This window comes from Citrobacter sp. Cpo069 (genome assembly GCF_030332785.1).
Lineage (GTDB): Bacteria > Pseudomonadota > Gammaproteobacteria > Enterobacterales > Enterobacteriaceae > Citrobacter > Citrobacter portucalensis.
In genome coordinates this window covers 18015-39321 of the sequence record NZ_JAOWHD010000038.1, presented here as the reverse complement: position 1 = coordinate 39321, position 21307 = coordinate 18015, and the positions used below count along the sequence as shown (strand labels likewise).

The window sequence follows — 21307 nt, the reverse complement described above, 5'->3', positions numbered from 1 at the left end:
TCTTCCGGCGCACCACCCCATATCTTCCGCCACCTGCCTCCCTCTTCATCCGCGTATTCCGACCGCGTTTCTCCCCACGTCTCCACATCCTGACGCCAGTGCAGTTTCCCGTCCTCATCCGTCAGCGCCTGCGGCATACCGTTATGGCTGCAGCGGTAGTAGTCCACACGCTGTTTGTCGCCGGTGCCGTAAACCCTCGCCAGCGGCGTGTAACTCCCCGCCCCTTCGTACACGTACACCAGCGACTGTCCGTTGCGGGTCTCCGCCAGTAGCCGGAACCCTTCCCACACAAAGGTCGTCACCTCCTGCGTCCCGGTGACACGCCCGTCATCCGGCGCAGATACCGTCACCTCGCTGCGCTTTTCTGTTCGCCGCCCAAACGGGTCGTGGGTAAAAATCACCCGGTGTCGCGTATTTCCGGCCCCGGTTGCGTCCGGCATGTCCAGCACCGCTTCCGTCATCCGGTGTTCACTGTCATAACCGTAGCGCCACAGGCCACCCGGGCCCGGTTTCTGCACCATCCGGCCGTAAACATCATACCTGCACGCACCATTACCGCACTGCGTCTGCCGGTTATGTGTCAGCGACTGCCCTGCCTGCGGGGCAGTCAGCAGGTTACCTGCCGCATCGTACGTATGATGCGTCACCCCACGAAAACTGGTGTCGTGGCGACAGACGTGGTCACCGTCATCGTAATGGTAGCCCTGATAGCGGTAGTCGCTGATTTGCGTTTCACTCAGCAGGTTGTGGCGGCTGTCGTACTGCCAGTGCCACGCCTCCACCGGCCGCATCCCGTTCTCTTTGCGGTAGATTTCCCGGCGCGCCTGCCGCCCCAGTCGGTCATAACGCGTGCGTGTCGTCAGGCCGCCCTGCGTTCGACTGATTTCCCGGTGCAGGTTGTCACGGGTAAATTCCGTAATCAGCCGCTCATCCAGACTGATACTCAGCGCATGACCGCTGCCGTAATACAGCGTCTTCAGGCTGCGACCATCCGGCAGCTGAACGGATGTCCGGTTACCCAGTTCATCCAGGCTGTAGCTCACCCGGCCAGAGTCGTTCTCCTCCGCCGTCAGCCGGCCGAGCCGGTCATGCTCCAGCAGCACGCGCTGTGCAGGACTCTCTGCTCCCGGCGGATAAAACAGCGCCGCCTGCAGAGTCCCTCCCGTCGTGTACCGGTAGACCGTGTGCCCGTCCGGCGTTTGCTTATCGGTCACTTCCCCGGCTGCGTTATACTGCCAGCGGTGCGTCAGCGCATCCGGCGTGCCGGCCGCCCAGGTTTTACTGACCACCCGGTCACAGACATCGTATTCGTAGCGGGTGATAACACCATCCAGACCCCGCTCTTCCGTCAGATGCCCATTTATGCCGTGGATAAACCGGTACAGCTCACCACTTTCGTTATACAAACGCGTCAGCCGGTTGCGCGCGTCATATTCACGCCGCACGGTATGGCCCAGCGGGTCAGTCACCACGCTCACCCGCCCACAGGCATCATACTGCCAGCGCACCGGATTATTGTGTCCCACCCGGTAGCTTTCCGGCAGCCCCTGTGCCGTCCAGGACAGGCTGGCCGTCCAGTCCTCCGCACCGGAAACCATTTTTAGCCTGCCTGCCGGGCTGTAAACATAGCGGGTACTCTCCCCGGCCGCATCCACCTCCTCGGCCAGCCTGTAAGCCGCATCGTACCGGTACTGCGTTGTTTTCCCGGAACAGTCCTGAACGCTGATAAGCTGCCCACGCTCATTACAGCTAAAGCGTTGTACGCCGCCCTTTTCATCTGTGAATTCGACGACCTGGCCCCATTCATCACGACGGTAATAACAGCACAGCCCGAGTGCATTGATTTCTGCACGCAGACCAAAGTTCGCATCATAAAAATACTGGTGTACGCTTCCCTCCGGCCCGCAGGCCTGAACAGGCAGCGCCCGGTCTTCAAGCCAGCGTGTACAAACGGCCCGGCCCAGCGGGTCGGTCTCCAGAATCATGTTTCCCGCATTATCATAGTGATATGCTCTGCTGGCACCCAACGGGTCGACGGTACGCGAAAGCTGCCCGTCCTCGTTCCACTCATAGCCCCATACCTGCCCGGATTCATCGGTGTACTTCTCCACCAGATAGCGACGATCCCATTCATGCCGGTGCGTTTCGCCACCGCCATGGGTGACGATGGTCACGCCCTGTGTCAGGTCATAACCAATCGTGGCGCTGTCACCTCCGCTGGACTCATAGGCCACCACCCGCCAGCCGTCGCTGAACTTTTTCCACTGATAGCGGTGACGGGCCCCGCCGGGCATCCGGTGCCCTGCCATCAGGGCGTCCGGGGTGTAATCAAATTCACGCAGGCAGACATCATCCGCATCGGTCACACGGTACAGTTCCCCCTGCGGGGTGTAGTCGTAGGACATCAGTAGCCGATGAACCGGCTCGCCACCGGGGGGGGCCGGGGTGAGCATGTGCTCAGTGATCCGGGTCGGACGCTGCGGGGAGTGTAAGTCCTGATAATGCAGCACCACCCGCAGGCTTTCCTGGGTATCGGTAATCGCCTGCAGGCGATCCTGTTCGTCATAATGGAGCCGCAAGCCATTGCCATAATTATCCGACAGCAGGTGCAGGCGCAGTTGCGAGGGCGCTGACGGGTGCGGAAGATAGAGCCGCCAGGTGGCGCCGTCCAGATCACCAATCACCACCATGCCCTGTTCGCTCTGCGCAAATAACAGTCCTTCATCGGGACTGAATCCTGCCTCACCCGGCGGGGGACAGACAAAACGGAGTTCGCGTCCCCCTTCATCATGGAAGCAGGCGTATTCCTCCTCCCTGACCACGCGGGTTTCAAATGCGGTGCGCCAGCCGCGACCAAAGAGCCCTTCATGCGGGTTACGGCTGTTGTAGATGCGCTGCCAGATGAGAGGGAAACGGGCCGGGAGCTCAAAATCACAGTCCTCTTCCCCGCTCAGAACCTTCGCGCCCGTCGCGGCATGTACCGGATTCCACAGTGCCCGCACAGATTCGCCAATCTTACTGGCAAGCATTGCCGCCGCCATCCCCATTATCATGCAGGGAAGCTGTTTCAGTAGCTTAGTGGGGCGGCACGTCAGGACGGAAAGCGCGAGCAGCGCGGTTTCCACGCCGGGTGATTTGCCGCTATGAATAGGGCGAACCACAACCGGTTTACCCCCGATGATGACGTTGGGAGAGACCACCGTGGAAACGGTGCCGCCGCAGGTTGTCCGGTCTCCGGTGCGGACGGCAGGCAGACCATTGATACTGACCTGAGAGGAGCCTTCGGCCATAAACTGTATCGGGTTCGGTGGGTGTTTTTCGCATAGCACCACATCATGCTCAGCTTCCACCACCCCGCCTGACGGCCCGGCCACGACAGGGTTAATCAACTCACCCAGCAGTTCGCTGCCATAGCTGAACAGTGCAGACACCCCGTTCAGCACTTTCATCCCTGTGGACATCCGGGCGTCCTCTTCTTCCCGCCGCGTCTTCTCTTCCGCCTCCATTTTTTCCCGCGTGGCGTTTTCGGCGGCGGTCATCAGACGCCCCGCAGCTCTGGCGGCAGGCAGACCATTGGTCTGCACATTTAAAGAACCTGTCGCAATTTTCCCCTGCGGTGACGGGGGGGAGATAAAGTTTGCCGCGCCCTGAGCAATATCGCCGACAACCTCAGAAGCACCCGATAACGAAACTGTCAGCCCTCCGACAATGCCCGCGGCTGTACAGGTTGTTGCGGCGACTGACGCTGCCGCAACCGTCGCAGCTGACACGCCTGCAGCAGTTGCCGCCGCGGCGGCAAGAGGGGCTGCAGCAGCAACCACGACGACCCCAACAGCAACGCAAATAGCCGCTTCAAAAGCTCCCTCCAGTATATCGGCCAGAATACTGGTATGAATGATGTCGTCGCCCAGACGGGCGGCGTTCGGATTGCTCATGGCAAAACGTCCTCTGTCTGATCTCAGTCCCTGTCCAGCGTATTTTTAACCTGCAGCCAGAACCGTTCGTCCTCTTCGCTAAAGGTATTCAGTGCGGTGCAGGTCAGCATCAGCAGCCGCCGTTCTGGCATCAGTACGGCCAGCTGGCGCTGGCAACAAAAATAAGGTTCACGAAGATATGTAGCCGTCGTTTCCCGGGCGGGACAGTCAGGCAATAAAGGCAACGTTAATGTGACGGGTGGCGTCTGTTGATAGTTATCGATCTGTGCAGCCACCTGTGCCCACTGGAATACCAGTTCGTCATCAAACGACCTGTCCCCGGCAATAACTGCGCGGGTGATCACCAGTGAGGTGTGGGTGCGGGTATTGCGAATAACCTGCATCGTGCAGTCAAGCCAGTCTTCTCCGGTCAGCGCCAGATGGCCTTCATTCATGCGGTAAATGGCGTTCATTTTCCGCCCCCCGTCTCTTCGGGGAATAATCCCTGTATAATGCTGGTTAAGTCTTTTTTATGGTTTTTACCGACAACGCCAATAGCCGGGGCGGGCTCTTCCGGATTCAGGCCCAGCATAGCTGTGCCTGTCGTAATGAGACTGTTACCCTCAGCCACGATGTTAAACGCCTTGCCCTTAAGGTTAATCACGCCCCCGGCATGCAACTCCAGTGCACTCTCCCCACATTCCAGCCGGATCATGGAACCTGAGCCGATGACCACATTTCCCGCGCTTTGCATTATCCTGTCGCCGCCGTTAAAACAGGTCACATCGGTTTTGACATTCACTTCCTGAAACTGCCGAATATTGAGCAGCTGGTGCCCGTCAATTTTGACATCTTCGTTGGCGGTCACGACTTTCAGCCGGTTATTGCCCACTACCAGACTCTGGTTACGAATGATCGCCGTACCCTGATCGTTGAGTACCGTCGTCTTCATGTCCTTCTGCGCATGCATCGACAACAGTTCCTGACCTGTTTTATCCTCGAACATCAGCTCGTTATACCCGCTACCTTTATAGGTTTTCGAGCGGATGGTCATCTGCGTCTTCGTCCCCGGCAGACCGCCCGGCGGCGGGTTATCCGCATGGTACGTCCGCCCCATGATGATTGGCTGGTCAGGGTCCCCGTTCAGGAAGTCCACTATCACCTCCTGTCCCACCCGCGGTATCGCCAGGTTGCCGAACCCCGGTCCCGCCCACGCCTGCACCACCCGTATCCAGCACGAGCTGTCCTGGTTCGCCGGGTTATACCGGTCCCAGTTAAACTTCACCCGCACCCGGCCATGTTCGTCACAGAAGATTTCCTCCCCCTCCGGGCCGGTAACAGTGGCTGACTGCGGGCCGTCCACTGACGGCTTTTCCATTGGCCGGGGCCGCCACGTCCTGTCCGCCGGTATCACCGTAAAATCATTCTCAAGGGTGGTCCCTGAACCGGAACGCCCCGCCACCGCCTGCGGCTGTTTCCCCTGCAAATCGCTGCTCACCACCTGCCATTCACGGTTCAGGCCCGCCTGCGGATGTTCCGTCAGCTGAATACGCCGCCCCGGCCATATTGCCGGAGAACGACTTTTTCCCTGCGCCTCTTCGGCATTATTGCGCCAGCCCTCCACCTGCCAGCGGGCGAAGTTCTGCCCGTGGTCGTCCTTGAAGCGCCCCGGATAATCAAACACTTCATACTGTGTACGCTGATAATCCTGGTTCTGCCCCTGCTGCTCAAAGCGGCCCGCCCAGCCGGGGCGTTTAAAGGTGTAGTCCTTGCCAATGACAGAAGAGGGGCGTATCTGTGCGCTGTGGCGGAACTGGCTGATGCACGGCGTGCTCACTTCGGTCCGGGTATTCGGGTTCCACGGGATGTCAAACACCTCCGGCAGAAAGCGCACCGTGTCACACAGCACCAGACTCTGGTCGTCGCTGTCAGGCGAGTGCTCTTCGTAGAAGAACAGTCCTTCCTCCGCCGCCATCCGCGCCAGAAAGTCATAATCCGTTTCACCGTACTGCACGCAGAATTCCCGCGCCGGATGCGCCTCACTGAACAGCGGACTCCAGTCCGTCACCCCGTTTTCCTGCAATATCGTCCCCAGAATGCTTTTAATGTCCTCATTCTGAAAAATACGGGAGTTCTGCCGCAGGGAGGCACGCCACACCGGTGGCCGGACAATCATGCTGTACAGCATCTGGTGTCCGTCGTTTTCACCCTGCTCAAACCAGGTCACAATACCGTTCACCCGGCGCTGTATCTCCGTGCCCTGCCAGATTTTAAGATGGGCTGTTTTTTCCAGTACCTGAGAGAAATCAATGCTGAGAAGCTGCTGGCTGACCAGCGAAATATTGAGGGTGAACAACGAGGAAAGGGACTGCTCCAGGTGAAAGGACGCCACGGCCAGCGCATCCGGTGGCAGGTCGTCCACCTCCAGTGTGAAACGTAATCCTGTAGACATAAAAAAACTCCTGGGATAAAGCAGTAAACACACTCATATCGAAAGCTATTGTGAGTGATTTTTATTTACTATTTCGAGTGTTAACCTTTTTATATGCAAGCCGAATAAATTCATCATGAGAATATTTAAAAAACAACTTAATGAATCATTAAAAAACATATAGATTACGTTATATAATGACGTTGAGCATAATTATAAAAACACAATCTTTTCATTCACTAAATCAATGGAATCATTGCAATACAGACTTTTAAAAATCGGATTCACAGAACAAAAGGAAACAATATTAAGTATATGAATAAATGCCATCTATATATACAATGCTACCGCCACACCATGATTATCTATCTGCACCCTGGCAGCATACTCTTATTATATTTTATTCAACATACTTCGTATTATTTTCAGAATTCATAAATAAACCCGGCGCTTATGCTAACCGGGTTTATTAAAGAGCAAGAAAATGTATAACGTAGTCAGCCGCTAATCTGCTCCATCGCCTGCAGAATACGTTTATCGGAGATCGGATACGGCGTACCAAGCTGCTGGGCAAAATAGCTGACGCGCAGCTCTTCTATCATCCAGCGGATCTCTTTGACATCGGCATCTTGACGGCGTGCGGGAGGCAGTTTATTGAACCACTGCTGCCAGGCCTGCTGCACACTGTCCACTTTCAGCATCTGTGCACGGTCACGGTGCGGGTCGATAGCCAGTTTTTCCAGACGTTTTTCAATAGCCTGCAAATAACGCAACGTATCACCCAGACGTTTGAAACCATTGCCGGTAACAAAGCCACGATACACCAGTCCGCCCATTTGCGATTTGATATCCGCGAGACCCAGCGCCATGGTCATATCCACACGCCCTTTCAGACGTTTATTGATATTAAACACTGCGGTCAGGATCTGTTCGACCTGCTTCGCAATCTCCACCACCGTATCGTTCAGTTCAGCCCGCACTTTTTCATGCAGCGCGGTAAAGCCTTCTTCAGTCCACACCGGGCCACCGTTGGCGTCAATTAACTGATCCACACCGCAGGAGATACAGTCGTCAATCAAATCCAGAACTTTACCGTATGGGTTAAAGTACAGCCCCAGCTTGGCTTTATTGGGCAGCTTCTCATGCAAATATTTGATTGGCGAAGGAATATTCAGCAGCAACAGGCGGCGTAAACCGCACCACATCGCCTGCTGTTGTTCCAACGGATTATCAAACAGTTTGATGGCAACGCTGTCACGCTCATCGACCAGCGCCGGCCACGCTTTCACCTTATAGTTACCGCGCTTTTGTTCGTAACTTTCCGGAAGTTGACCGAAGCTCCAGATGTGCAACCCACTCTGTTCGATGCCGTCATCGGCCACCGCAGACAATGTTTCCTGAACTTTACCCTTCAGCGCATCCTTCAAATCTTGCAGCGAACGCCCTTCCTGTAGCTTCTTATTTTTATCATCCACCACCCGGAAGGTGATTTTTAGGTGATCGGGCACCTGATCCCAGTGCCAGTCTTCACGGTCAACGGTAACGCCGGTCATGCGGCGCAGTTCACGCTCCAGCGAGTCCAGCAGCGGCAGTTCCAGCGGTGTGACGCGGCCTAAAAACGCTTCCGCATAGTTCGGCGCGGGCACAAAGTTGCGTCGTACCGGTTTTGGTAACGACTTAATCAGGGCAATCACCAGTTCGCGGCGCAGCCCCGGGATTTGCCATTCAAAACCGCTCTCTTCGATCTGATTAAGCAGCGGGAGTGGAATATGTACGGTCACACCGTCCGCATCGGCTCCAGGTTCGAACTGGTAGCTCAGGCGCAGCTTAAGGTTACCCTGATGCCAGAAGTTCGGATAATCCAGCTTACTGATTTTCTCCGCACCCTCTTTGATGAGCATGCTCTTTTCAAAGTTGAGCAGATCCGGGGTTTCACGGCTGACCTTTTTCCACCAGCTATCAAAGTGACGAGCAGAAACCACGTCATGGCTGATGCGTTGGTCGTAAAACTCAAACAGCGTCTCATCATCGACCAGAATGTCGCGACGGCGTGATTTGTGTTCTAACTCTTCCACTTCAGCCCGTAACTTCAGATTGTCACGGAAAAACGCATGGCGCGTTTGCCAGTCGCCTTCCACCAGCGCATGACGAATGAACAGTTCACGCGACAACGCGGGATCGATCTGGCTGTAATTTACCTTACGGGCCGCAACAATCGGTAAGCCGTAGACAGTGACTTTTTCTGTCGCCATCACAGCACCCTGCGCGCGTTCCCAGTGCGGTTCACTGTATGAACGTTTGATCAGATGCTGGGCTACCGGTTCCACCCATTCGGGATCGATACGCGCGGCAATACGTCCCCACAGGCGGCTGGTTTCCACCAGCTCGGCGACCATCGTCCACTTCGGCGGTTTTTTGAATAAACCTGAACCCGGGAAGATCGAGAAGCGAGCGTTACGCGCCCCGGTAAACTCCTGTTTATCGGTATCTTTCATCCCGATGTGCGACAGTAAACCGGTCAGCAACGCGACGTGGATCTCCCGATATTCAGCGGGTTCGCTGTTGACCGGAATACCCAACTCTTTCACCACCTGGCGCAGTTGCGTGTAGATATCCTGCCACTCACGCACGCGCAGGTAGTTCAGAAAATCAAGTTTGCACTGGCGACGGAACTGGTTTGACGACAGCGCTTTTTGCTGCTCGCCGAGATAGTTCCACAGGTTCACAAATGCAAGAAAATCAGACTCTTTGTCATGGAAGCGGCGGTGCTTCTCGTCGGAAGCTTGCTGCTTGTCCATCGGGCGCTCGCGCGGATCCTGAATGGACAGCGCTGAGGTGATGATCATCGCTTCGCGCACACAACCATGTTTTTGTGCTTCCAGCACCATTCGCGCCAGCCGTGGGTCTACCGGAAGTTGCGACAGTTGACGGCCCAACGGCGTTAACTTGTATGCGGTTGCCTGTTCGTCGGTGGTTATCGCCCCCAGCTCTTCGAGCAGGCGTACACCGTCCTGAATATTGCGCTTATCCGGCGCTTCAACAAACGGGAACGCCGCGATATCGCCCAGCCCCAACGCGGTCATCTGCAAAATAACGGATGCCAGGTTGGTACGCAGGATCTCCGGGTCGGTAAACTCCGGGCGCGACAGGAAATCGTCTTCGGAATACAGACGAATACAGATCCCTTCCGAAACACGACCGCAGCGACCTTTACGCTGGTTAGCAGAGGCCTGCGACACCGGTTCAATCGGCAAGCGCTGAACTTTAGTGCGGTAACTGTAACGGCTGATACGCGCGGTGCCCGGGTCAATTACGTATTTGATTCCCGGAACGGTCAGCGACGTTTCCGCCACGTTGGTCGCCAGCACGATACGGCGACCGCTGTGCGACTGGAACACGCGGTTCTGTTCGCTGTTTGAAAGACGCGCATACAGCGGTAGCACTTCGGTATGGCGCAAATCCAGCTTATTCAGCGCATCGGCGGTATCGCGAATTTCACGTTCGCCGCTCATGAAGATCAGAATGTCGCCAGGCCCTTCACGCCCCAGTTCATCTACGGCATCAAAAATTGCCTGCAGTTGGTCACGCTCAGTGTCATCTGCATCTTCAACAATTGGACGATAGCGCACTTCCACCGGATACGTTCGGCCGGAGACTTCGATAATCGGCGCGTTATTGAAATGCTTTGAAAAACGTTCAGGATCGATGGTCGCCGAAGTGATGATAATTTTTAGATCCGGGCGACGCGGTAGAAGTTCTTTCAGATAGCCGAGTAGAAAATCGATATTCAGACTGCGTTCATGCGCTTCATCGATGATGATGGTGTCGTACTGCATTAGCAGCCGATCCTGTTGGATTTCTGCCAGCAGGATACCGTCCGTCATCAGCTTGACCATGGTGTTATCACTGACATGATCGCTGAAACGTACCTTATAACCGATACAGCCGCCCGGCTCGGTCTGCAGCTCTTCCGCAATACGGTTCGCCACGGTGCGCGCCGCCAGACGACGCGGCTGGGTATGGCCTATCAGCCCTTTTACCCCGCGCCCCAGTTCCATACATATTTTGGGTAACTGGGTGGTTTTCCCCGAACCGGTCTCACCGGCGACAATCACCACCTGATGGTCGCGAATAGCCTCCAGAATATCCTGTTTTTTCTGGCTGACGGGCAGGTTTTCCGGGTAGCTAATTTCCGGACGCGCCGCTTCACGCAGCACAACTTTACCGGCTGCCAGCTCAATCTCTTTCGCCATCTCCTGGTAAATGGCCTGTTGTGCATCAGGATTTTTAACCTTCTTCACACCGTGCAGGCGGCGGGCAAAACGCTGTCTGTCACGCAGCATCAGTGAGTCCAGCTGTTGCTGCAACATGTTGAAGGTTAATTTTTGTTGTTCTGTCATAGCGTTAAAAGGCAGTGCTCTGCCGGGTTAAATCTCTTTTAGATGATGGGTATAGAGTACCACATCGGCGCTTTTCATGTGTTGTTCAATAATTTCGAACATAGGATTCGATATATTGCGCTATCACTGCGACAGGATTGTGAATAAAGTGTCAACAAGCAACGGGGCACTACCCCTTCAAACACATAAAAGGAAACACCCATGAGCAAGGTATTAGTTCTTAAATCCAGTATTCTGGCAGGGTACTCTCAGTCTGGTCAGTTGTCTGATTATTTTGTTGAACAGTGGCGTGAAAAGCACTCTGCTGATGAAATCACTGTCCGCGACCTGGCTGCAAATCCTGTACCGGTACTGGATGGCGAACTGGTGGGTGCGATGCGCCCGAGCGATACACCGCTGACACCGCGTCAGCAAGAAGCGCTGGCGCTTTCCGATGAGCTGATTGCTGAGCTGAAAGCGCATGATGTGATTGTTATCGCCGCGCCGATGTACAACTTCAACATCCCAACGCAGCTGAAAAACTACTTTGACCTGATTGCCCGTGCAGGTGTGACTTTCCGTTATACCGAGAAAGGCCCGGAAGGTCTGGTGACAGGTAAACGCGCGGTGGTGCTGACCAGCCGTGGTGGTATCCATAAAGACACACCAACCGACCTGATCACGCCGTACCTGAACGTATTCCTGGGCTTTATCGGCATCACCGACGTGAACGTCGTCTTTGCGGAAGGCATTGCGTACGGTCCGGAAGTGGCCACCAAAGCGCAGTCCGATGCGAAAGCCGCTATCGACAGCGTGGTAGCTGCCTGATAATTCCCCCTCTCACCATCCGGTGGGAGGGTTTCTCCGACACTTACTTCTTTCCCTGCATCTGTATCTGTTTGCCGTGAATGCGATTAATATCACGCCAGATGGTTGCATAATCCCTGCATTTCGCCAGATTCTCTTCCCAGCAATGAAGCAAAAATTGTTCAGGCTCCGCGACATCCCGGCTTAACAGCTTGAATACCCAACGATTCCAGACATACCACTTGAGAAGCCACATGATTTCATCCCACGACGCGACCGGTGTTGGACTATACCAGCATCCATTTTATGCCGTGTGGCAACTATTGCGATGTCGATGAATAATCCAGCGTCGTGTCCCTCTGGCTGTGTGAAAAAGCGATTTACTCTTTTCTCAACCACTTACCATTAATACCCTGCACATACTCTCCCGGTTTAGCGCGAGCAACCAGCTTTTGCCCGGCCATTTTCGCCACTTCATCTGGCGGAATATTATTGCTATCAGCCAGTTGCTGATAGCTGGCGTTACGCGCTTTATTAATCTCACTCACCAGCGCCTGCGTTTCGGCATCGGTTTTCAATGCAACCAGATAGCCATTGAGCGTTTCCCCTACTCGCCCCTGAGTTCTGGCTTCATTCAGGGTCAATGCCCACGCATTGCTGCAGAGTAAACTCAGGACGACCAGCGCCACTGCAAACTGTTTTCTCATCATGACCTCAGAACAAATCGCTGCGCGATTTCAATAAACTTTCGACGTCTTTATCAACTTTGATATGGATCTCATGCTCGATTTTGACGTTCATATTAATGGTGATGGGCTCTTTTGGCGCAGCCACTTCGATTCTGGGAGTACACCCTACCAGCAGAGATGAAGTCAGCAGACCCAGCATGGCAGCTATCGTTTTCATTGTTGTTCCTCACATTCCTTGCCTTCCGGGCAATGGGTTTCCGGCAGCGCTGCATTTTGTTCAAGCCATGCCTGTAAATTGTCGCCAAAACGCAAACTGCGCCATAGCGTAAAGACGTTTTCCTCGTGGGTATAATTCAAATTAACCGTACCTACTTTGCCATCTACCCGACTATTGCCAGTCACGGTTGACTGCATGGTTAAGACACCGAGGTTATCCAGATTTATTTTCGTCCACGAATGGCTTATTTCCATATAACGCAGCCAGTTAATGGCCGCCCCCGCCGCCATGTTATCTTTGACGACCGCATCCGCTGTGTCCTTATCAATACGCAACGTCATCGGTCCTGGATTAGTCAACCAGCCGTCTTTTATGATCCATTTTTCGTTATCCAGCCATAATGGCAACGCGCCACTGACCGGGCCAGACATGGCGAACTGTTTGGGGTTAACCGCACTGATAAGCTCGCTGGAAGAGATATTCTGCACCCGCAATAAGGCCGGGTCGTGCTGCGGCATCCGCAGTTGCTGCATGATGATTTTGCCACCCAGCAGGTCGGCACTGACATCGCTCAACAGTAACGGGTTGTTTTCACTCCAGGGGTACGCCCCCTGCAGATCGGCGGCGATATTCTTCACCGTCACCTGATTCACCACTTCCGCAATACGCAGTGAAATAGGTCCACGCGTACCCAGTTGCCATGCGCCTTCACTAAACCGGAAAGGCAATACAAAATCGACACCGTTGATTTGGTTATCGGGCATCCAGGCGCTACCGCCTTTTAACACCCCATGACCGCCTGCTTCAAAGCCCTGCTCCGGGGCTGCCGAAAATGCGACCTGCGCATACAGATCACCTTCACGTAGCTTCATTTTCCAGTCAGGTGGAACCAGAGGTTGGAATACGGTGAGCGATTGTTTTGGCCACCATGCCTGTCCGCGCAGACGGATACCGTCCCAACGACCATTCAGCTGTACGGGCCCAATCGCCCCCGCGTGAAGCTGGCCTTTGAACTGGAAAATTGTCGGATCGCTACCTTCCACGCTGAACTTCAGCGTCGATGGTGGTAACACGCTTCCCCCGGTGAAGGTGGTGTTCCCTGCGTCCAGCGACAGCGCGCCGCTAAATGTCGGTTTGGTTGCATCCCGTACCCAAACTATCGGTTCGTCCATCACCAGACGCGGATTTTCCACCTTCATCGTGCCGTATTGCAGATGATCAAATCCGGTAGAAAGATCAAATAGCTTCAGGGTGTTGTCATGCCATTCTCCCTTACCCGCTACGTCCCAACGGGCATGCATCGGCGTAAAGCTGCCTTCCCCCCAATATCGCCACTGCCAACGACCGGCATCAGGAAGAAAATCATTTGCCAGGCCATCCAGATGCAGTTCAAAGCCCCCCATCTGGTTTTCATGCGCACGTAAAATAGCCTGCAGACGCCCATCCACACCACGTTGCGTGACTTTTACGCCTGCCAGCGGCCAGCGAATCTCGTCAATATCCAGCGAATCAATCACCCTCCCACGTGAGCGCAGCAGCGCTCCTGGCTCAAAAGCCAATTGCGGATCGTTCAGACTTCCAGTGAGTCTGGCGGGTAATTTCGCGTAGAAGATCAGATCGCCCTGTTTCGCTTCACCGGTCAACTGTAGCGGCATATCGCTACTATCCATGCCAAGCTTACCCGGCCCCAGCGTTAATACGGCATTTCCTTTACCGGCGTCGCCATGCGTCAGAACGTTCAGACGCCCGCTCACCACCGCGTTTTCCAGTCCGGCCTGCCAGTTTTCAACTTTTATGCCCAACCGCCCGCTTAACGGGAATCCCTGATAAGGCCAGTTCCAGCGTCCGTCGCTGATGGTCAGTTGCTGGCGTGTTATTTCCCACGGAAGGTCCAGCAGCGGATCGGCATTATCACGCGCCATGACAATCAGTTGTCCGCTGTTTTCTTGCCACTCCAGTTCGGCGTCCACAAGCGTAGGCTCTTGCGGCAGACTTAACGTCGCAACCGCATGACCGCTTACCGGTAGTCCATCGGGCACCAGTGGCATAGTAAATTCACCGACCAGTTTTACCAGCGGCTGGCCTTCAAATGCCGCAACATCCAGCTCCGTTACCGTGAGGTTTTGCCCGTGCAAACGCCCCTGAAATTTAACTTTTTCACCCTGGTAACGCAGCTGTTGAGTAGAGGGAGTGAGCGAGAGTGACAGTTTTCCCTGCCATTCCTGCCATGGAGAAAGAATAAGTTTGTCGATGTTAATCCAGGTATTGGGCAGCATTGACTGCCATTCAGCCAGCGTTTTAGGCGCTGCTGGCGACGGCTCTGCCTGCGGCAATTTGGCCAGGCAAGCTGAATCCAACTCAATGGTCCCGACATTCAGCGACCAGCGGCTGGGGTGAGACAGATCCGCCTGAGTGATGCGTGCTAGTGGGCAATCTTCAACAAGATAGCGGAGTTCAGGTATATGCAACCCATGCCGTGTCAGCCGCGGGCTCTCATCCAGCGCGATGCGTGTTCCAACGGGTAACCAGATACCCACCAACGTAGGCACCCACAGGCCAAGCGTCATCACTAGCGTCAGCGGCACGAGAATCAATAATAAGAGGAGTGCCAGAACGGCTTTATATTTACCCTTCATGGGTAGTTAATATCCTGATTTAGCAAAAATTTAAGCCGGTTTAGGCCTGTATTGTGGCATGTTTAACTGGATATGCCCACATTAAGGATAGATAACCGATTTCTAGGCACGCTGTTACACGTGCCGTCTGGGATATTAAGATTCAGACTCAATGAGGCCTAAGTTGTCCATCGCTATGTTTAGGTCCGATACGACCTGCTTCTATCAGAATTTCCTCAATGAGTTCTTCGAGGCACTCCCTACCATGATGATCGCAGACCAGATGTACCTGCCGGGAAATCTCATCAGGTTTCATACCATCGCATAATGCCGCCTTAAGCATTAGGGTGGCCCATCGTTTTGCTTCAGAGTGAGTCAGCATAACCCCTCCCGATAATTGCTACCTGTATAAGCGTAGCTGTCCGGATGTGATTCGGCTGGCTTTTTACCTGCCGCGATATTCGGGGGGTGAGTTGGATAGAAAAATATCCAGTTGTTGAAATTGTGTAACCTGCCCACACTAACAACAGATGCGCTGACATTATTCATTACGCCTATGACTATCAATAACTTTTTAGATTTTGTAAAATAATTTGAATTGGATTAATGTGACGTCAAAATCACTGGAGAAAGTCTTATGAAACTCGCCATCTATAGTACAAAACAGTACGACAAGAAGTATCTGCAGCAGGTTAACGAGGCTTTTGGTTTTGAACTTGAATTCTTTGACTTTCTGTTGACGGAAAAAACAGCGAAAACCGCCCATGGCTGTGAAGCTGTGTGCATTTTCGTCAACGACGATGGCAGCCGCCCCGTTCTGGAAGAACTGAAAAAGCATGGCGTGAAATACATTGCGCTGCGTTGTGCCGGGTTCAATAACGTCGATCTCGACGCAGCAAAAGAGCTGGGTCTGCAGGTGGTGCGTGTTCCAGCTTATTCACCAGAGGCCGTCGCTGAGCATGCGATTGGCATGATGATGACGCTGAATCGCCGAATTCACCGCGCCTACCAGCGTACCCGTGATGCCAATTTCTCTCTTGAGGGGCTGACCGGTTTTACTATGTATGGCAAAACCGCTGGGGTGATCGGTACCGGTAAAATCGGTATTGCTGCACTGCGGATCCTGAAAGGTTTTGGTATGCGTCTGCTGGCGTTCGATCCTTACCCGAGCGCTGCTGCGCTGGAGCTAGGCGTTGAATATGTCGATCTTAAAACGCTGTTTGCCGAGTCAGATGTCATCTCTCTGCACTGCCCGTTAACACCGGAGAATTATCATCTGCTCAATCACGAAGCCTTTGAACAGATGAAAAACGGCGTGATGGTCATTAACACCAGTCGTGGTGCATTGATCGACTCACAAGCCGCTATCGATGCGCTGAAAAACCAGAAAATTGGTTCTCTGGGTATGGACGTGTATGAGAACGAACGCGATCTGTTCTTTGAAGATAAATCCAATGACGTCATTCAGGATGATGTGTTCCGTCGTCTGTCAGCCTGTCATAACGTGTTGTTCACCGGACATCAGGCGTTCCTGACAGCTGAAGCGTTGACCAGTATTTCTGAGACTACGCTACAGAATCTGGCCCAAATCTCCAAAGGCGAGACCTGTCCAAACGCCCTCTTCTAATTCCTGTGCTCCCCTGGCGTCAGGGGAGCATTTTCAGATAATCACCGATGATAAAACAGTCAGTATCATTATTATATTGAATGTATTCCCGTCACAAACGTAGAGAAATTTAATGAAGAAAGTTGTCACGTTGATTGCGCTCAGCATGCTGATGGCTGGCTGTGTGAGCAATGGAAAAGTTTCCGTCAATCGCGAACAGTTGCAGCATCACCGCTTCGTTTTGCAAAGCGTGAATGGTAAAGCCGTCACCACCACCAACAACCCACCTGAGTTAAGTTTTGGCGAAAACATGACGGTATCAGGAAAGATGTGTAATCAATTCCACGGTCAGGGCAAGCTGTCCGACGGTGAGTTGAAGGTAAAAGATATGGCGATGACGCGTATGATGTGCGCCGATCCACAGCTTAACGCGCTCGACGGGATCGTCAGAGAAATGTTTAAGCAAGGCGCACAGGTCGATCTAACTGCTGACCAGTTAACGCTGGCGACAGCAGAACAAACACTGACGTATAAACTCGCGGATTTAATGTAGGAAACGTGGTGGCTTAATAGCTCCCACAACTTCCGGCGGCAAGCGACTGCTCACTACAGCGTTTGCCGTTGGGTAGCGCACACATCCCGATAGCAGAACCATCCAGTTGACGAGCAACAGAGAGCGAACCGCCAATCATGGCGCAATTAGCTTCTCCTGAACTGGACATTGCTGCCTTCATGCCCGGTGCGACATGCGCGGCGGTTGCCTGCTGAACAGGTTCGCTGCTACAAGCCGATAATAATAACGCGGCACATCCTACCCAAAACGCTGCGCGCATCTTACTCCCCTCTGAATATTAACCAAACGACACAGCCATAAATAATAGGCAGCGGAAACACCGCCGTCGAGAGGCAAAATACGCATTTATGCGTACTGTTTACATTTTCTGGCAATTTTTTGCCTGCTCCTTTGATCAAACCATTCATTCTGTTTATTCCAGGGACACAAAAGCGAAAATCTGTCTTTAGCGCTTTTGCTAAAATAGAACGATAACTACAGGACTCGCCGCTGTTACGCGTGTCCCTCTTTTTGCGCAATGTAAGGGTGTCAGTATGATCACAATTGACGGTAATGGTGCGGTTGCTTCAGTCGCATTTCGTACCAGCGAGGTTATCGCCATCTACCCGATTACGCCCAGTTCGACGATGGCTGAGCAGGCAGATGCCTGGGCCGGGAACGGGCTTAAGAACGTGTGGGGGGATACCCCTCGCGTCGTAGAAATGCAGTCAGAAGGCGGTGCGATCGCAACCGTTCATGGCGCGTTGCAGACCGGTGCGCTCTCTACGTCGTTTACCTCATCGCAGGGCCTGTTGCTGATGATCCCAACGCTGTACAAACTGGCCGGTCAGTTGACCCCGTTTGTACTGCACGTTGCGGCTCGTACAATTGCTACTCACGCATTATCGATCTTTGGCGATCATTCCGACGTGATGGCGGTGCGCCAGACAGGATGTGCGATGCTGTGTGCCAGCAGCGTTCAGGAGGCACAGGACTTTGCGCTGATTTCGCAAATAGCCACCCTGAAAAGCCGGGTTCCGTTTATTCATTTCTTTGATGGTTTCCGTACATCCCATGAAATCAATAAAATTGTGCCACTGGCCGACGACACGATCCTCGGACTGATGCCGCAGGCGGAAATCGATGCTCATCGCGCTCGGGCGCTTAATCCTGAGCATCCGGTTATTCGCGGTACGTCTGCGAATCCGGACACCTATTTCCAGTCACGCGAGGCAACAAACCCGTGGTACAACGCGGTTTACGATCATGTAGAGCAGGCGATGAACGATTTCGCCGCAGCGACAGGTCGCCAGTACCAGCCATTTGAATATTACGGCCATCCTCAGGCTGAGCGCGTCATTATCTTAATGGGCTCGGCGATTGGAACCTGCGAAGAAGTCGTTGAAGAACTGCTGGCGCATGGCGAGAAAGTCGGCGTTCTGAAAGTGCGTCTGTTCCGTCCATTCTCTGCCAGACATTTACTGCGCGCGCTGCCGGAAACCGTACGCAGCATCGCCGTTCTTGATCGCACCAAAGAACCAGGCGCACAGGCGGAACCGTTGTATCTGGACGTAATGACCGCGTTAGCAGAAGCCTTTAACTGTGGCGAGCGAGAAACGCTGCCGCGCGTGATTGGCGGACGTTATGGCCTTTCTTCCAAAGAGTTCGGTCCAGACTGCGTGATGGCAGTCTTTAATGAGCTGAGCAGCGCGAAGCCGAAACCTCGCTTTACGGTCGGTATCTATGATGATGTCACCAACTTGTCGCTACCGTTACCGGAAAACACCCTGCCCGGTACGGCTAAGCTCGAAGCGCTGTTTTACGGGCTGGGCAGCGACGGTAGCGTGTCAGCCACCAAAAACAATATCAAAATTATTGGTAACTCGACGCCATGGTATGCGCAGGGTTATTTCGTCTACGACTCGAAAAAAGCAGGCGGTCTGACGGTTTCCCACCTGCGCGTTAGCGAGCAGCCTATTCGATCAGCGTATCTGGTTTCACAAGCCGATTTTGTTGGCTGTCACCAGCTGCAATTTATCGATAAGTATCAGATGGCCGAGCGCCTGAAACCAGGCGGTATTTTCCTGCTTAATACGCCATACAGTGTGGATGAAGTCTGGGGTCGTCTACCACAGGAAGTTCAGGCGGTACTGAATCAGAAGAAAGCCCGATTCTACGTGATTAATGCGGCCAAAATCGCCCGCGAATGCGGTCTGGCAGCGCGTATTAACACCGTTATGCAAATGGCCTTCTTCCATTTGACGCAAATCTTACCCGGCGACAGCGCGTTGGCTGAATTGCAGGGGGCGATTGCGAAAAGTTACAGCAGTAAAGGACAGGACCTTGTTGAACGTAACTGGCAGGCTCTGGCCCTGGCGCGCGAATCCGTCGCCGAAGTAGCACTCCAGCCGGTTGATCCGCACAGCGCAAACCGACCACCGGTGGTTTCTGATGCCGCACCTGATTTCGTGAAAACCGTCACCGCGGCAATGCTCGCCGGTCTGGGTGATGCCCTCCCCGTATCAGCGTTGCCGCCAGACGGCACCTGGCCAATGGGCACCACGCGTTGGGAAAAACGTAATATCGCCGAAGAGATCCCCATCTGGAAGGAAGAATTGTGTACCCAGTGTAACCACTGCGTTGCCGCGTGCCCGCACTCGGCAATCCGCGCCAAAGTGGTTTCACCTGAAGCGATGGAAAACGCCCCTGCCAGTCTGCATTCTTTGGATGTGAAATCACGCGATATGCGCGGTCAGAAGTATGTCCTGCAGGTTGCACCAGAAGATTGCACTGGCTGTAATCTGTGTGTCGAAGTTTGCCCGGCAAAAGATCGCCAAAACCCGGAAATCAAGGCCATCAATATGATGTCGCGCCTTGAGCATGTTGAAGAAGAAAAAGTTAACTATGACTTCTTCCTCAATCTGCCGGAGATCGACCGCAGCAAGCTTGAACGCATTGATATCCGTACCTCGCAGTTAATCACTCCGCTGTTTGAATATTCCGGCGCCTGTTCTGGTTGTGGTGAAACGCCGTATATCAAACTGCTTACGCAGCTGTATGGCGACCGCATGCTGATCGCTAACGCGACCGGCTGTTCATCGATTTATGGCGGTAACCTCCCTTCAACGCCGTATACGACCGATGCCAATGGTCGTGGACCTGCGTGGGCAAACTCTCTGTTCGAAGATAACGCCGAGTTTGGTCTGGGCTTCCGCCTGACGGTGGATCAACACCGTGTGCGCGTCATGCGTTTGCTGGAGCAGTTTGCGGATAATATTCCGTCTGAACTGAATGACGCCCTGCATGCTGAAGCGACGCCAGAAGTACGCCGTGAGCAAGTTGCTGCGCTGCGCCAGCATCTGAAAGATGTCGAAGGTGCACAGCAACTGTTAACCGATGCCGACGCGCTGGTCGAGAAGTCCATCTGGCTGATTGGCGGTGACGGCTGGGCTTACGATATTGGTTTTGGCGGGTTGGATCACGTCCTGAGTCTCACCGAGAACGTCAATATTCTGGTACTGGATACCCAGTGTTACTCCAACACGGGTGGACAAGCGTCGAAAGCCACGCCGCTTGGGGCGGTTACCAAGTTTGGTGAGCATGGCAAGCGCAAGGCTCGCAAAGATCTTGGCGTCAGCATGATGATGTACGGACATGTTTATGTCGCACAGATTTCTCTGGGCGCCCAGTTGAATCAGACGGTCAAAGCTATCCAGGAAGCTGAATCCTACCCCGGCCCGTCGCTGATTATCGCGTATAGCCCATGTGAGGAGCATGGCTATGACCTCGCACTAAGCCACGATCAGATGCGTCAACTCACGGCTACCGGATTCTGGCCGCTGTACCGCTTTGACCCACGCCGAGCAGACGAAGGTAAGCTGCCGCTGGCGCTCGACTCGCGCCCACCGTCAGATGCGCTGGCCGAAACATTGCTTAACGAGCAGCGTTTCCGCCGCCTGAACGCCCAACAGCCAGAAGTTGCAGAACAGCTGTGGAAGGATGCAACGGCTGATTTGCAAAAACGCTACGACTTCCTGGCCCAACTGGCAGGCAAAGCGGAAAAGAGCGGTACCGAATAATACGTTTTTCTCAGTAT

At 53.9% G+C, this 21307-nt stretch carries 13 protein-coding genes; 4 read left to right on the top strand and 9 right to left on the bottom strand.

Going from position 1 to position 21307, the window contains the following annotated elements:
• The 4 genes from OGY08_RS03650 to hrpA all read right to left on the bottom strand — a co-directional run.
• The coding region (locus OGY08_RS03650) for a DUF6531 domain-containing protein (RefSeq protein WP_286565670.1) at nucleotides 1-3935 on the bottom strand (3935 nt) is incomplete at its 3' end.
• 23 nt (nucleotides 3936-3958) lie between these two features.
• Nucleotides 3959-4387: a DcrB-related protein gene (locus tag OGY08_RS03645; RefSeq protein ID WP_008784877.1), complete on the bottom strand. Its 429-nt coding sequence runs from the start codon at nucleotides 4385-4387 to the stop codon at nucleotides 3959-3961.
• Entirely contained in the window at nucleotides 4384-6366 is a 1983-nt protein-coding gene (locus OGY08_RS03640; protein WP_286565667.1) for a type VI secretion system Vgr family protein, read from the bottom strand. The genes OGY08_RS03645 and OGY08_RS03640 overlap by 4 nt, the downstream gene beginning before the upstream one ends.
• Nucleotides 6367-6842: 476 nt before the next feature.
• Complete coding sequence (hrpA, locus tag OGY08_RS03635) at nucleotides 6843-10745, bottom strand: ATP-dependent RNA helicase HrpA (protein ID WP_060682154.1); 3903 nt, start codon at nucleotides 10743-10745, stop codon at nucleotides 6843-6845.
• A gap of 201 nt (nucleotides 10746-10946) precedes the next feature.
• On the opposite strand from hrpA, the gene azoR reads away from it, so the two are divergent.
• Nucleotides 10947-11552, top strand: coding sequence for an FMN-dependent NADH-azoreductase (gene azoR / locus OGY08_RS03630; protein ID WP_079937336.1), 606 nt, complete (start codon nucleotides 10947-10949; stop codon nucleotides 11550-11552).
• A 43-nt stretch (nucleotides 11553-11595) separates the two neighbouring features.
• Here azoR and OGY08_RS03625 read toward each other — a convergent pair whose 3' ends face one another.
• From OGY08_RS03625 to OGY08_RS03610, 4 genes are all read right to left on the bottom strand, one after another.
• Nucleotides 11596-11787, bottom strand: coding sequence for a hypothetical protein (locus OGY08_RS03625; protein ID WP_008784880.1), 192 nt, complete (start codon nucleotides 11785-11787; stop codon nucleotides 11596-11598).
• A gap of 124 nt (nucleotides 11788-11911) precedes the next feature.
• Nucleotides 11912-12238: a YdbL family probable chaperone protein gene (locus OGY08_RS03620; protein WP_060682152.1), complete on the bottom strand. Its 327-nt coding sequence runs from the start codon at nucleotides 12236-12238 to the stop codon at nucleotides 11912-11914.
• 7 nt (nucleotides 12239-12245) lie between these two features.
• Nucleotides 12246-12437, bottom strand: coding sequence for a YnbE family lipoprotein (locus tag OGY08_RS03615; RefSeq protein WP_008784882.1), 192 nt, complete (start codon nucleotides 12435-12437; stop codon nucleotides 12246-12248).
• Nucleotides 12434-15073: a YdbH family protein gene (locus OGY08_RS03610; protein ID WP_286565661.1), complete on the bottom strand. Its 2640-nt coding sequence runs from the start codon at nucleotides 15071-15073 to the stop codon at nucleotides 12434-12436. The genes OGY08_RS03615 and OGY08_RS03610 overlap by 4 nt, the downstream gene beginning before the upstream one ends.
• Nucleotides 15074-15689: 616 nt before the next feature.
• On the opposite strand from OGY08_RS03610, the gene OGY08_RS03605 reads away from it, so the two are divergent.
• Nucleotides 15690-16679: a 2-hydroxyacid dehydrogenase gene (locus OGY08_RS03605; RefSeq protein WP_003833196.1), complete on the top strand. Its 990-nt coding sequence runs from the start codon at nucleotides 15690-15692 to the stop codon at nucleotides 16677-16679.
• A 112-nt stretch (nucleotides 16680-16791) separates the two neighbouring features.
• Nucleotides 16792-17211, top strand: a complete 420-nt coding sequence (gene hslJ / locus OGY08_RS03600; RefSeq protein ID WP_125363691.1) for a heat shock protein HslJ — start codon at nucleotides 16792-16794, stop codon at nucleotides 17209-17211.
• A gap of 13 nt (nucleotides 17212-17224) precedes the next feature.
• Here hslJ and OGY08_RS03595 read toward each other — a convergent pair whose 3' ends face one another.
• Complete coding sequence (locus OGY08_RS03595; RefSeq protein WP_003833199.1) at nucleotides 17225-17491, bottom strand: putative hemolysin; 267 nt, start codon at nucleotides 17489-17491, stop codon at nucleotides 17225-17227.
• 274 nt (nucleotides 17492-17765) lie between these two features.
• On the opposite strand from OGY08_RS03595, the gene nifJ reads away from it, so the two are divergent.
• Complete coding sequence (nifJ, locus tag OGY08_RS03590; protein ID WP_186413347.1) at nucleotides 17766-21290, top strand: pyruvate:ferredoxin (flavodoxin) oxidoreductase; 3525 nt, start codon at nucleotides 17766-17768, stop codon at nucleotides 21288-21290.
• The last annotated feature ends 17 nt before the right edge of the window (nucleotides 21291-21307 follow it).